Source organism: Pseudomonadota bacterium, assembly GCA_010028905.1.
GTDB lineage: Bacteria > Vulcanimicrobiota > Xenobia > RGZZ01 > RGZZ01 > RGZZ01.
Genome location: RGZZ01000087.1, coordinates 1 through 14,251, shown reverse-complemented (window position 1 = coordinate 14,251; position 14,251 = coordinate 1). Strand labels below are relative to the sequence as shown.

The 14,251-nt window shown below is 67.4% G+C and carries 7 protein-coding genes; all 7 read right to left on the bottom strand.

Features of this window, described 5'->3' with window-relative positions; translation table 11 throughout:
- Positions 1–1,593: hypothetical protein (locus EB084_08550; protein ID NDD28296.1), on the bottom strand; the 1,593-nt coding region annotated here is incomplete at its 3' end.
- A complete protein-coding gene (locus EB084_08545) occupies positions 1,590–4,979 on the bottom strand; it encodes a hypothetical protein (protein NDD28295.1) in 3,390 nt (1,129 codons plus the stop codon). The genes EB084_08550 and EB084_08545, both read right to left, overlap by 4 nt.
- Before the next feature lie 270 nt (positions 4,980–5,249).
- A complete protein-coding gene (locus tag EB084_08540; GenBank protein ID NDD28294.1) occupies positions 5,250–6,164 on the bottom strand; it encodes a sulfite exporter TauE/SafE family protein in 915 nt (304 codons plus the stop codon).
- 119 nt (positions 6,165–6,283) lie between these two features.
- On the bottom strand, positions 6,284–9,565 hold the full coding sequence (locus EB084_08535) for a multidrug efflux RND transporter permease subunit (GenBank protein ID NDD28293.1): 3,282 nt from the start codon (positions 9,563–9,565) through the stop codon (positions 6,284–6,286).
- A gap of 3 nt (positions 9,566–9,568) precedes the next feature.
- Complete coding sequence (locus tag EB084_08530; GenBank protein ID NDD28292.1) at positions 9,569–11,110, bottom strand: efflux RND transporter periplasmic adaptor subunit; 1,542 nt, start codon at positions 11,108–11,110, stop codon at positions 9,569–9,571.
- A 40-nt stretch (positions 11,111–11,150) separates the two neighbouring features.
- Positions 11,151–12,581, bottom strand: coding sequence for a TolC family protein (locus EB084_08525; GenBank protein NDD28291.1), 1,431 nt, complete (start codon positions 12,579–12,581; stop codon positions 11,151–11,153).
- A gap of 25 nt (positions 12,582–12,606) precedes the next feature.
- The gene (locus EB084_08520) at positions 12,607–12,864 is read right to left on the bottom strand and encodes a hypothetical protein (GenBank protein NDD28290.1); all 258 of its coding nucleotides are present in this window, start codon (positions 12,862–12,864) and stop codon (positions 12,607–12,609) included.
- Positions 12,865–14,251 lie beyond the last annotated feature (1,387 nt).

The following is a 14,251-nucleotide window of genomic DNA, read 5'->3' as shown; positions in this document are numbered from 1 at the left end:
CGACTGCCCCTCGGGGCCTCGCCTCCGCTCGAGACGAAACGCCTCGAGGCCGAAGCCGGGCAGCGCGCACTCCACCAGCAGGCGCGTGGTGCGCATGGGCTGGGCCGAGAGGAAGGGGAACTCTCCCTCTCCCAGCGCCTCATCGAGAACCTGCACCCGCCGCGCGCAGCCGTCGTTGGCTGTCGCGGTCCACACCGACGCCCCCTCCGTCTTTCGCAGAGACGACAATGCGCGACGCATGGCCGCCGCGGAATTCTCCATCGGCCCGTCGCCCACGTCATCAGGGCGCAGCGACTCGCGCACGGTCACAGCCACCATCGCGGTGCGCGCCACGGGAAGTGGATTGATGGCCACGCGGTGCTCGCCTTCATCACCCATGCGCGTCACCTGTCCGCACAGATAGCCCATGGCCTCATCGGCCACCGCGCTCGCCATCTGCTCGACCCGTTCGAAGCGCACCTTGTTCTCCCGGTGCACGGGGTCGACAGAGCACCCGCAGATGCTATCGTGGGCGTGGTTGAGCAGCAGCTCGCGCCAGGCCGCGCGCAAAAGACGCGACGGATCTGGCCCGCCGAGGGCGTGGGAGAGGGCCGAGAGCGGTTCCGCCACGCTCTCGAGCAGATCGAGGCAGCGCTCGTTCGCCTGCTTGATGGGGATGTGGGCCGACATGACCCCCGGCAGCAGGGGAAGGAGGCGAGCGCCGCGCAGCTCGCCGACCAGATCGGGCGTGCGAGCGCCGCGCAGCTCGCCGACCAGCGCAGCCCCTTGTTCTCCTTGCGGAACCCCTGAATGCACCCCCAGGCCTTCCCCGTTCCGCGCATCGACGCATCGGCTCAATGCGGCCACGTAGTCGTCATACGTCCCGAACCGGACCCGCCATGGCGCAAGACGAGACGCCGCCTCGGCCACACCCGGAGCCAGACGCGCGTCGACGATCTCATGGTCTGACCCCGTGCAGATGAGCGCCACGGGTGCCGCGAGATGCGGGCGCAGGCGCTCAACCTCGGCCGCGATGCGCGCCGACATGTCCGGCTCATGGGTCAGCAGGCGCCCGTTGCTGTAAGAGGTGGTGAGAATGGCGGCCCGCACCCGCGACCCGTCCGGTCCCTGCCACACGCAGGCCGTGGTGGACGGCTCATCACCCAGACCACGGGCGAACATCACCGTATCCATGCCAAAGCTGCGAACGATCTGCGGAAGCTGCGAGACATGTCCGAAGGGGTCCGGGCTGTAGGCCACCTGGCTGCACGCGCCCAGCGATCGCGCCAGGCGCATGCCCTCTGACAGGTTGCGGATCAGCGCCTCCCCGCTCACGAGCAGCTCGTCGGCGAGCACAAACCAGGGCCCGATGGCGAGCCGTCCCGCGCGCACGTGCGCGGCCAGCTCGTCGCGTCGCTCAGGGTGCCGCTCGAGCCAATCATCGATGGCCACCGTCTGACCGTCGAGCACGAAGCACGGCAGGGTCCCGTCAGAGAGCAGCCCCAGAACGCGGTCCATCAAGAGGGAGAGCCGATGGCGATATCCCTCGAGCGGGAGGTACCACTCCCGATCCCAATGGGTATGGGGAACGATGAATACCTCGAGGTCGGTCATGGCTTCTCCTCACGTCTTCGCATGGCCACATTTCCAGCGGCGATGCCGAGGGTCATTCCCCCCACCCATCCTGCGGGGGCCGCAAGCGGACCGAGGATGACGGCCGCCGTCGTCGCCCCCACGAAACCGCTCACCAGAACAGGGAATCGGCTCAGCACGTTCCGCGCATATCGGCTCCCGTCAGAGTGCACCACCGTGGCCCCCTTCATGCGCGCGAACGCGTCGATGGAGACCCCTTCACGACCGAGGCGGGTCACGTGCGGCACGTCGAGCGGGTTCGGGCCCGCGCGCAACGCGTTGGCCACAAGCTCGGTGCAGTACACGGCCTGATCGCTTCGCAGGTCGAAGCGGTAGTCGTAGGGTGCGCCGACACGGTCTTCGCAGTAGGCCAGGGCAGCGGTCACATCATCGGCGCTCGCATACGGCGGCCGCACCGCCTCGAACAAGATGGGACGTCCCACCAGCTGCTCGAGCGAGAACCGGGTGCAGCCCTCGCCTCCCAGGCCGCGCACGTTGCTCTCGTAGCACACCCCGTCTCCCGCGTACATCAGCACGTGGGTGTAGTCGACACCGAGAAGCGTGTGGGTCACGTCCTGCAGGGCGGGGTAGCAGTTCTCGGCCACCATGACGACGTCGCCCGGCACCAGCTCCGAGCGCAGGCGGCGCACGTCTTCCTGCGTGACGACCGACGTTACGGTAGGCACCTCGATCTGGAACCCCTGTGCCCCTCGCCCCAGCAGCCAGGTCACGAACGCGGCCGCCCCCGTCTGCGGATCTGCTGGGGGCGGGCAGGAGATCGGCCCGGAGGGCGACGACGCAGGCGCAGTTCCCGGTGTCGGCGGAGCTCCCGGCGCAGGCGCAGCTCCCGGTGTCGGCGGAACTCCCGGCGCAGGCGCAGTTCCCGGTGCCGGCGCAGCTCCCGGCGCAGGCGCCGACGCTGTAGGCGCCTCGCCCTCCACCCGCCTCCGCAGCGCCTCTTCCTCGTCGTGTGGCAGGTAGGCCGCCTCGTAGCGCTTTGAGGACGCCCCCTGCACACCGAAGAAGTAGTGCGTGTCGGCCAGTGGCCGGCCCTGTCCGTCGCGCAACGTGGCCCAGAGCACGAACTGCTCGCTGGCGCACGCGTTGGGGGGCACGGTGAAGCGCGCCTGCGCCAGCTCGACGGCGCCATCGCCGGGCACCTGCGCCGGCGCGCTCCCCCGTTGGAGCACAACGCCTGGCGCGCCCCGCCGCCGCACGCTCCACTCCACGGTCTCTCCCACGGCCACGTGGGTGTCGTTGACGCCCCACAAGGGCACCTCGACGTTGTCTCCCGCGTGAAAGCGGTTCTGGACCCAGTCTGCAGACAGCAGCACCGGGGCCATGCTGGCCCGCAGCGCATGGAAGGCTTCCTTGGGCGCCCCCTCGCTGTCGATCACGCCCCACCCCACAGAGGGCCACGGGTCACGAAACGCGTACGGGTAGGCCATCGACGTGGGCGCGTACTTGCGACGGCGCAGGTACTCGGTGATGTAGCGAAGGCTGTCGGCCTGGTACTGCTGCGAGGCATCGATGAAAGCATCGACCGAGGAGAACTCCGCCACCGCACCCACGTGGTGCTCAAGCGGGTCGAACTGCGCATTGTGGAACGCCCACGCGGCGCGATCGGGCGGCCAGGTCGCCCCCGCCACGTCACGCATCGAGGCGGCGATCCCTTGAGGGCCGTACTCGCTTGCAATGGCAGGAGCGTAGCGACGGATCCCGCGGTAGTCGTAGGGGAAGCCCGGGTACCACCCCGGATAGAAATGGGTGAAGAACGAGCTCTCCTTCATCGTGGGGCGGGTGTCGTCGAGCTTGCGCACCTCGCTCGCGAGACGGGCGTCAAGCGAAGCATTCTGGGGAAACGGCTCGTTGTGCATGCACCACGTCCAGACGCTGGGGTGATGCTGCAAGCGCTCGACGAATCCTTGCGCCTGGGCGCTGGCCTTATCGGCAAACGCGCGAGAGGTCGACTGCCCCCAGTGCAAGGGGAAGTCGGCCCACACGAGCATGCCCGCTTCGTCCGCCGCGTCGTAGAACGAATCGGGCAGCACCGAAGCGTGGACGCGCACGGCATTGAGTCCGAGCCCGCGCATCGCTGCCAGATCAGCGGTGTAGCCCGCCGCGTCGATGGTCGAGAGCCACTCGGCCGCCACAAAATTGATGCCGCGCTGGAAGATGGGCACGCCGTTGAGCGACAGCCGCGCCGTCTTCTCGTCGTAGCGCAGCTCGCGGATTCCGAAGCGCTGCGTGCGCGCATCAGAGACCGTTCCGTCTGCCTCGATGACCCGGGTCTCCATCTCGTAGAGGGGCGATGGGCCGAGATCGTGGGTCCACCACAGCCGCGCGTCGGGCTCGACCCCGTCGAGGCGCACGGTGCTGCTCCCCTTGGGAAGAGTCACCGTCCGCGCCACGCGATGCACCCGCGACGGCTCGTGATCGCCCGCGGGGTGCCACATCACCTCGACGGTGACGTCACGTGGCGCGGCGTCATTGAAGAGACGATGCGTGAAGGCGAGCCGGGCGCGCTTGCCGTCGCCTTCGAGCGTCGTCTTGACCGCCGTGGTGGAGACGCGCGCCGGACCCGTGGAGATCAACGACACGTCACCGAGAAGGCCCCCCGTGGTGCCGAGATTCGACGCCCCCGCGAGAGATGCCGGCATCGTTGTCGCGGGGCGGCTGTCGTGCTGCCCGTGAACCCCTTTGATCTGCTCCTTGAACAGCGGCGCGCCCGGATCGAGAGGCGTGCTCACCTTCACCGCGAGCAGGTTTGGTCGGTCGGTGCGCAGCAATCCCCGCACGTCGATCTCGAACGGCTCGGCGTACCCCTCGTGGTGACCGATGTGCTTGCCGTTGAGGTACACATCGGCGGCGTGATCAACGCTGTCGAAGCAGAGGCGCGTTGATCGCCCCGCCGCGATGGTCGCGTCGTCGACCACGAATCGCTTGCTGTACCAGACATTCCCCCCATAAGAGAAGAGATCGCCGCCGGCAAGGGCCCACTGGTCGGGCAGGGTCACCGGCGCGGACTGGGGCTTCTGCTTCGGAGCAGCAGCCCGCCACCACTCCCCGCCGAGGTGCTGCACCATCCGCGCGCCGGTCGCCGAGAGATCACACGCATCTGGAAGCGGGGTCGCATCGCGGTGGATGTGCTGCAGGGTGGCCTCTACGCGCGCGTCGAGATCTGCGGGCGTTGCGCGGAGAGACGCCTTGGACGCGGAAGGGGTCGGCACCGTGCCACTGACTGCGCTGGCACAGACGGACGCATCAGGGCGCAACCGCGCGCCCGACGCGGGCGCGGGGGAGCGAAGCCCAGGGGCAGAGGCGCTCACGTTGGCCCCGCTCGATGACACGACGATCTGTCCGCTCATGGCGGCTCAGTCTACCACGAAATGTTCGAGAAATCGGGGAGCCGGATTTTACCGGATGGTGAACAAAACGACATTTCGCGCAGAAATCACGCAGGTTTCACGAAGGCCGCCTTCCGGCTCACCTCACGTAGCCCTTCCGGCTCGCCGCACGTAGACTTTCGATCCCACAACCTGGGATCAAACCCTCGAGTGATCCCAGGATGTGGGATCAAACCATCTGATGATCCCTCATCTTGGGATCAAAGCCTCACGTATTCCCTGAAATGAAAATCAAACCACGAGACTGTCGTCCGGAACCAGGGCCTCGGACGCCGCGCCCCCCTGACCGCGCTCGCGCATGGCCGACATGAGCATGCTCACAGCGGTGTAGAGCACGATGAAGATGACGCCCACGCGCACCTGGTCGACAGAGAGCTCTTTCACGATATAGGTGGCCACGAGCACGCCGGGCACGCCACCGATGGTGAGGCCCAGGGCGGCGCGCAGGTTGTAGCGATCAGATGTCATGAACGGCACGCTGCCCACCGCCTGCAGAAACGCGCACGAGCCCATCATGATCGGAAACGCCGCCTTCGGGTCCATGCCGAGCAGGGCCACCATGATCATGCAGGGCGCGTAGAGTCCGATGCCCAGGGTCATGAGCGCGCCCAGGGCCACATTGCCGATGAAGCCAATCGCCAGCGTCGACCCGCTGAGCGCGATGGCGGTACCGCCCGCGGGGAACATCTTGAGCTGCTTCATCGTGAAGAGGCACGCCGCCACCAGCAGCGCGAGGCCCATGCCCAATTGCACGTTGCGGCGAGGCCACGACGACACGATGCCGGCGCCGAACCACGCCCCCACCACCGACGCGCCGATGAGCGCCACCAGCGTGACAGGGTCGACATCCACCGCCTGCATGTAGATGAACGCCGAGAGAAACGTAGGAATGGCGTGACCGATGTTCAGGGTGCCTGGGATCTCTTCATCGGCCACGGTCTTGGTCAGCTTGAAGGCCGACGTGGTGGGCGCGAACGAGCCGATGCCCAGGGCGTCGAAGAAGTTGGTGACTGCTCCGATGATGAGCTGCACCCCATTGGGCAGCCCTTTCTCGCGCTCGCGGCGCCGCGCGGTGATGACCCACGAAACGCAGAAGCCGATCGAGAAGATGCCCAGGGCGACGAAGAGCTCTTGTAGCGGGTTCAAAGCAGATACGGCCTCCTGAAAGACAGGTATTGAACTATCTTCAAGATCAAACCGTCGAAAGCCTGCCGCGCGCGTTCAGCCGCGTGAAGTGGCCGTTCTCACGCCCCCGCATCCTCACCTCACTGCGCGGGGTCGTCGCCCTCCACACGGGGCATCTTCGCCGTGGTGCGCGACATGGCCGCGGTCTCGCGTGCCTTCACCGCCACGGTGTCGTGTCCGCCCTGCACGGCGTCGTGCGACCCGCTCGCGTGGTTCGCGGTCGCGCCCCCGTGGGCGGCCTTCTTGCCGCCGAAGAGGCGTCCGGGAAGCTCGCTCAGCGTCTGCACCACCACGTAGAGCATGGGCGTGAAGAACACGCCGAACAAAGTGGCGCCGAGCATGCCACCGAACACCGCCGAGCCCAGCGAGTGGCGGCTCACCGCGCCCGCACCCTGTGCCTTGAGCAGCGGCACCACGCCGAGGATGAATGCAAACGACGTCATCAAGATGGGGCGGAAGCGCAGGCGCGCGCCTTCGATGGCCGCCTCCACCAGCGGCATGCCCTTCTCGTACTCGGCCTTCGCCACCTCGACGATGAGAATGGCGTTCTTGGCCGCGAGGCCGATGAGCATGACCAGGCCCACCTGCACGTAGATGTCGTTGGCGTAGCGCTGAAACATCACGAAGCCGAACGCGCCGAACACGCCCAGCGGAATGCCCATCAGCACCGAGAACGGCACGCCCCAGCTCTCATAGAGCGCGGCGAGGAACAAGAAGACCATGAGCACCGCCAGACCGAACACCGGCCCCTGGCTGCCAGCCGCCATCTTCTCTTGCAGAGCGGTGCCCGTCCAGTCGTAGCCCGCCCCCGTGGGGAGCTGCTTCGACGCCTGCTCCATGCCCGTCATGGCCTGGCCCGAGCTGAAGCCCGGCATGGCCTGGCCGTTGATCTCGATGCTCTCGTACATGTTGTAGCGCAGAATCTTGTCTGAGCCCGAACCGCGTGACACCGTCGTGATGGTCTTGAGCGGCACCATCTGTCCGCCGCTCGAGCGCACGAAGATCGACCCGATGTCGTCCGGGTTGAGGCGATAGCTCGGCTCGGCCTGAACGTACACGCGCCAGGTGCGCCCGAACCGCGTGAACTGGTTGACGTAGCGACCGCCGAGGTAGGTCTGCAGCGTCTCGAACACCTCGCCAAGCGGGATGTTCAAGATCTTCACCTTCTCGCGATCGACATCGAGCTTCACCTGCGGCACGTTCGGCGAGTACGACGTGAAGAGAGGCGAGAGCACGGGGTTCTGACCCGCCTCTGCCGTGAGCTTCTCAAGGGTCTTGCCGAACTCTTCGGGCGGCATGCCGTTGCGGTTCTCGAGCTCATAGGTGAAGCCGCTGCTCGACCCGAGCCCAGGGATGGGCGGCGGGTTGAACACGCCGATGACCGCTTCCGGCCAGCTTCGCAGGTCTTTCTGCAGCGCCTTGATGATGGCGAAGGCCGACTGAGACGCCGCCTTGCGTTCATCCCACGGCTTGAGCACCACATAGATGGTGGCGAGGTTCGAGCCCATGGTACCGGTGATGGCGCTGCTGCCACCCAGGCAGACGGTGCTTCGCACCGATTCGTTCTCGAGGATGCGCGTCTCGGCGCGCTTGAGCACCGCGTCGGTGCGCTCGAGCGAAGCGCCATCGGGCAGCTTGATGTCGACGACGAAGTAGCCGTTGTCTTCGGCCGGCAAGAAGCCCGTGGGCAGCGTCTTCGCCAGCCAGATCACACTGGCGTAGAATCCCACGAGCACCACCAAGGCCACCCACCAGAAGCGCACCACCTGACGCACGATGGCGGTGTAGGCGCGGGTAACGGCGTCGAACACGCGATTGAACCCGTTGAGGAACCATCCCAGCGGCCCGCGCATCTCGGCGCGATGGCGCAGCATCATGGCGCACAGCGCCGGCGTGAGGGTGAGGGCCACGAGGGCCGAGAGGCACACCGACACCGCGAGGGTCACCGCGAACTGGCGATAGAGCTGCCCGGTGATGCCGCCGATGAACGCCACAGGAATGAACACCGCGCTGAGAACAAGGGCGATGGCCACCACTGGCCCGCTCACCTCGTCCATGGCCTTCTCGGTGGCTGCCACCGGGTCGAGTCCCTGCTCGATCTGGTGCTCCACCGCCTCGACCACCACGATGGCGTCGTCGACCACGATGCCCACCGCGAGAACGATGCCGAACAGGGTGAGGGTGTTGATCGAGAATCCGAGCATGCTGAAGGCGCCAAAGGTCGCCACCAACGACACCGGGACCGCGAGCATGGGAATCAGCGTGGCGCGAGCGTTCCCCAGAAAGACGAACACCACGATGAGCACGAGCACGATGGCTTCCCACAGGGTCTGCAGCACCTCTTCGATGGAGGTGGTGACGAAGGTGGTGCTGTCGAAGGGCACGTCGTACTGCATGCCCTTGGGGAAGTTGAGCGCCAGCTCGTCCATCTTGGCGCGGATCTGCTTCGCAACGACGATGGCGTTGGCGCCGGGCGCCTGGTAGATGGCGATGGGAATGGTGGTCTTGCCGTTGAGGCGCCCGAACGACGAATAGTCTTGCGCGCCCATCTCGACCCGCCCGATGTCTTTGACCTTCACCACCGAGCCGTCAGCCAGCGTCTTGACGATGACGTTGCCGAACTCTTCAACGGTGGTGAGCTGCCCCTTGACGCTCACCGCATACTGGAAGTCGAGGCGCTGATCGACCGGCGGCGCGCCGATCTGACCCGCGGGCGCCTGGGCGTTCTGCTCTTGCAGCGCGCGAGTGACGTCGGCGGCGGTGATGCCCATCTTTGCCATGCGGTCGGGCTGCAGCCACACGCGCAGGCTGTAGTCGCGCTTGCCCGCGCCGATGTTCACATCGCTGATGCCGGGGATGCGCCCGAGCTGATCGACGATGTTGATGGTGGCGTAGTTGCTCAAGAAGAGGGCGTCGAGGCTGTCGTCGGGCGAGCTCAATGTGACGAAGAGCAAGATCTGGGTCGACTGCTTCTTCACCGTGACGCCGTTCTGCAGCACCGAAGGGGGGAGGTTTGCGTTGGCGCGGTTGACGCGATTCTGCACGTCGATCTGGGCCGCGTCGGGGTCGGTTCCCACGCCGAAGGTCACCGTGAGCAGCATGCGCCCATCGTCGGTGCTCTTCGACTGCATGTAGAGCATGTTCTCAGCGCCGTTGATCTGCTGCTCAATGGGCGCCGCCACGGCCTCGGCGACGGTGCGGGCGTTGGCGCCGGTGTAGAAGGCGGTGACCTGGATGGTCGGTGGGGTGATGGGCGGATACTGGGCGATGGGCAGCGTGGGGATGGCGATGCCGCCGATGAGCAGCAGCACCAGCGAGATGACCATCGCCAGAACGGGGCGACGGATGAAGACGCGCGCCACGGTCTAGCGGCCTCCCGCGGGGGTGCCGGACGGGTCTGTGGCCGCGGGAGAAGCCTCGGTCGCTCCCCCCTCCGCGGGCGACGCCGACGCCTTCGAGGCGGGGGCGCCATCGCGCTTCAGGTCGAGGGGAACGACCTCGGGGATGACACTGGCACCAGGCTGCACCTTCTGCAGCCCCTCGACGATGACGCGGTCGCCGGGCTTGAGACCGCTCTGAACGATGAAGGCGTTGTCGACGCGCTCGCCCAGCGTGATGGTGCGGCGAGCCACCTTGTTGTCGGGATCGACCACGAACACCGTCTGCAGCGCCTGGAACTCCATCACGGCGCGCTGCGGCACCATAAGGGCCTCGGGCTGCACCTCGGTGATCACGCGGACGCGCACGAACTGGTTGGGGCGCAGCCGCAGTCCCGAATTGGGGAACACGGTACGGATGGTGAGGGTGCCGGTCTGAGACTCGAGCGCACGCGCCGACATGCCGAAGCGTCCGCGCTGCGGATAGCGGCTGCCGTCGGCCAGGAGCATCTCGAACTGAAGCTCCTTCGGCATGCGCTTCGCCTCTGCGCCGCTGTAGCGCAGCCAGTCGACCTCGGAGATAGAGAACGTGGCATAGATCGGGTCGAGCCCGTCGATGGTGGCGAGCAACGTGGGCTCACCGCGCCCCACCAGGTTGCCCGGCGTGACGTTGACCTTGCCGATCATGCCGCGGATGGGCGCGATGATGTGGGTGTAGCTCAGGTTGAGGCGGGCGCGGGTCACTTCGGCGTCTGCCGCCTGAAGACCGGCGCGCGCCGCCGCGAGGTTGGCCTGCGCCGTGCCGACAGCCGACTGGGCCCGCGTGATGTCGGCCTCGGTCTTGAGCTTCGAGTTGGTGACGGTGGCCTTGGCCGCGGTCACATCGGCCTGGGCCTGGGAGAGGGCCGCCAGGGCGTAGTCGAGGGTCTGCTGTGGAATGGCCTGGGCCTTTGCCAGCGGACGATAGCGGTTCACGTCTTCGGTGGCCTTCTTGAGCGAGGCCTCGGCGGTGGTGAGCTGAGCGCAGGCGCGCACGTAGTCGACCTGCTTGCGGGCGTAGGCGAGGTCGGCGTTGGCACGGCTGATGTCGGCCTGGGCGGCGTCTTGGGAGGCCACCGCGCGGCTGCGGCTGGCAAGGGCCTGCTCGAGAGCGGCCTGGAAGGGCGCCGGGTCGATCTCGAAGAGCAACTGCCCCTGGTTCACCAGCGATCCCTCGCGGAACGAGAAGTTGAGCAGATACCCCTCGACGCGAGGGCGCAGCTGCACCGACTCGGACGCGAGCGTCTGGGCGGGATAGGTGTTGACGATGGGAACGGCCTGACGCCCCGCCTCGATGACGAACACCCGAGGCGCGCTCGCGGCACCACCGCCCGCGGATGCGGCGGGCTTTCCAGCCTTGCCCTTCTCGCCGCCTCCGCTGCACGATGTGGTGAGCAGCAGCAGCGCGGTCGCGCAACCGAGGACGAGCGTCTGGATCCCGCGCTTGCGGGGCGAGGGTTCGGTACACGGGATCACGTACGGGGCCTCCATTCAGGTGCCGAGATGCAGAAGTCTTGGAACAGGAGGGAAGTCATCGGGGGCTCCCCTGGGTGGGCGAGGCCGCAGGAGCGGCGCTGTTCGGTGCAGCGGCGCGCTCCGCGCCCCCCGCAGACTGACCAGCAGGGCGAGAGGACGACGGAGCCGCGGAGTTCGTTGCAGGGAGCGGCACCGTCAGTCTGCGATCGGCGAAATCGTGCCCCAGGCTCTGCTCGAGGGCGGCAAAGGAGAGGTCGAGCTCGGTGCGGGTGAGCACGAGGTTGAGCCGCGCCTCGTTGAGGCTGCGCACCGCGTTCTGCATCTCGAGACTGGTGCCGATGCCGCCCACGAAGCGCATGCGCGCCATGGCGTGGAAGCTGGCCGCGTCGTCGAGACGCCGCTGCGCGGTGTCGACGTTCTGGCGGGCCAGGAGCAGCGACGCCCAGGCCTCCTGCACCTGCTGGCGCACCGCCTGGCGCTGCAGGGCGATGTTGTCCTCGATGACGCGAAGCTGCGACTCCGCGCCCTTCACCTTGGCGTTGCGCTGCCCTCCGTCGATGAGGGGCCAGCTGATGACGAGCATGGCGTTGGTGGCGTCAGAGGGCGCCAGGTTGTTGCCCGCGTTGGTGGTGTAGCCCAGCTGCAGGCTCACCGAGGCGCTGTTGTCTGCCTTCGCGGCGCCCACCAGCTTGCGCGCGGCCTCGAGACTCAGCGTGAGAGAGGCCAGCTCCGGACGGCACGCCCAGGCCACGGTCTCGAGCTGCGCCAGCGGCGTGCCCACATCGAACGTGACCGGTTGCGGAGGCACCATCCAGTGTGGGCCCGGCGATGGGTCGAAGAGCAGTGCGGCCAGGCGCGCCTCGGTGGTCTGCATCTCGGTCTCTGCCGCGTCGCGCCGCTGCGTGGCGGTGACCACCTCAAGGTCAGCCTGCAGCACATCGTAGCGCGCAAGAAGGCCCTGGCGGAAGCGCAGGTCGGTATCGCCCAGGGTGAGGCGGGCCGATTCGAGGTTCATGGCGGTGACCCGCAGATTGGCCTCGGCGCGCAGGCGATCGAAGTACGCCCGCTTGATGTCGTAGAGCAGCTGGCGTCGCGTGGTCTCGGCGTCTTGCGAGGCCACGCTCACCTGCACGAGAGCGGCGGCGATCTGCCCCTCGAGGCGCCCGAAGGTGGTGAGGAGCTGCTGCAGCGTGGCCTGGAACTGCTCTTGAAGGCGCTCAACGAGAGTGACCTGCTGCGGCAGGCCGGGAGCGCCCTGGGGGAACAGCAACGAGGTGTTCACGGTGCGCTGCTGCTGCATGATGACGCGGTTGGTGACGTTGAGCAGCGGGCGCTTCCCCGACCAGAGCTCGTTGTAGCGCGCGCGCGCCTGCACCACCTGCTCGGCGGCCACCTTCATGCGCGGGTTGCGCGCCAGTCCGTCGCGAACCGCGTCGTCGAGAAGCAGTGGCTTCATGCCGGCAGGCGGTGCCGTGAGCGACTCCACATCGACGGGCTCGGTCGAACTCGCTTCAGGCGGGCTGCGGCGCAGGGGCCTTCCCCGAGGGCTGCGGCGCAGGGGCCTTCCCCGAGGGCTGCGGCGCAGGGGCCTTCCCCGAGGGCTGCGGCGCAGGGGCCGCAAGGGCGGAACCGTCGAGCGGCATCACGAGCAGGCCCAGCAGAAAGAGCGTGGCTGAAGCGCGAACCGCACGGTAGATCGAACACGCCCCCCAGGCTTTGGGAAGGCGATGTGACGACGGACTGTTCGGAGCGATGCGTTCGTTTGCCATGATGATGTGATGCAGAGCCTACCAATGTTAACGATTCGACGCGGGAGTGTCAATGAAGGGGCGGGCAGGGGGACCTTCGGACTCTTGTGGGTGGTTCACACGGCTTGCAACCACAGGTGGAGCCTGTCAGGAAGGACGTCCCCCACAGTGCCGGGGTGGACATCGGCTTGTCCCCCACGGTGGCGTGGTGGACATTGGCTTGTCCCCCACGGTGCCGGGGTGGACATTGGCTTGGCCCCCACGGCGCCGGGGTGGACATTGGCTTGTCCCCCACGGTGGCGTGGTGGACATTGGCTTGTCCCCCACGGTGGCGGGGTGGACACGGTTCCGCGCTCGCCCGTGGAGCCTGCCAGGCATGGTGTCCCCCACGGTGGCGTGGTGGACATTGGCTTGGCCCCCACGGTGCCGGGGTGGAGTGAGGCGTACAGGGGTGCTTTGAACGAGGCTTGCCGAGCCGCGGGAAGTGCCCGAGGGTGTCTTCAGGTGCCCCGTTGGCAGGCAGGTCCTGCGGTGTTCGTGCGTGGTTCTATGGGGGGCCACCCCGGGGCTCTTGTCAGGAGTGTGTTTGTCTTGAGCAGACGGACGGAGGGCTGTCTAGCGTCGCGACGGGCGCACAGGCTATCGGGTACCGTGTGAGTAGCGTCGTACGGCGCTGTGCAGCTTTTTCGGCGCGGAAACAGGCGGCGTAGGTCTTCGAAGGCGTCACGCGGCAGCGCCGTGTGTCTATGTGACAGCCCCGGCTGTCACGTGACACCTGCAGCTGGAACATCGCGGTGATGTGACAGCCCCGGCTGTCACGTGACACCTGCAGCTGGAACATTGTGCTTCACTGGGGCCGCAGAGCACGCAGCGGCCTTCGCCACGAGTAGACCCTCGGTTTCGCCTTCGCCCCCTCGCCCTCGTCCCCGTCCTTGAAAGAAACATCCGATTGACGAGGGTCGCGGGGTCGCCTCTCAGGTGACAATGCACGAGCTCCGCAGGACCTGCGTATCGCGAGGGAACCTGTAGCCACCCTGGCGGCCATTCACCGGCAAGATGCGGTGTCCACCAGGGTGCCGGGGTGGACCTGGGCTTGTCCCCCACGGTGCCGGGGTGGACATTGGCTTGTCCCCCACGGTGGCGTGGTGGACACGGTTCCGCGCTCACCCGTGGAGCCTGCCAGGCATGGTGTCCCCCACGGTGCCAGGGTGGACCTGGGCTTGTCCCCCACGGTGCCGGGGTGGACACCGGTTCCGCGCTCGCCCGTGGAGCCTGCCAGGACCGGTGTCCCCCACGGTGGCGTGGTGGACATTGGCTTGTCCACCACGGTGCCGGGGTGGACCTGGGCTTGTCCCCCACGGTGCCGGGGTGGACACCGGTTCCGCGCTCGCCCGTGGAGCCTGCCAGG

What these genes read in the sequence shown, in the direction of transcription:
- EB084_08545 (NDD28295.1), bottom strand. Translation starts at nt 4,979, where the DNA reads ATGAGCGGACAGATCGTCGTGTCATCGAGCGGGGCCAACGTGAGCGCC.
- EB084_08530 (NDD28292.1), bottom strand. Translation starts at nt 11,110, where the DNA reads ATGGAGGCCCCGTACGTGATCCCGTGTACCGAACCCTCGCCCCGCAAG.
- EB084_08520 (NDD28290.1), bottom strand. Translation starts at nt 12,864, where the DNA reads ATGGCAAACGAACGCATCGCTCCGAACAGTCCGTCGTCACATCGCCTT.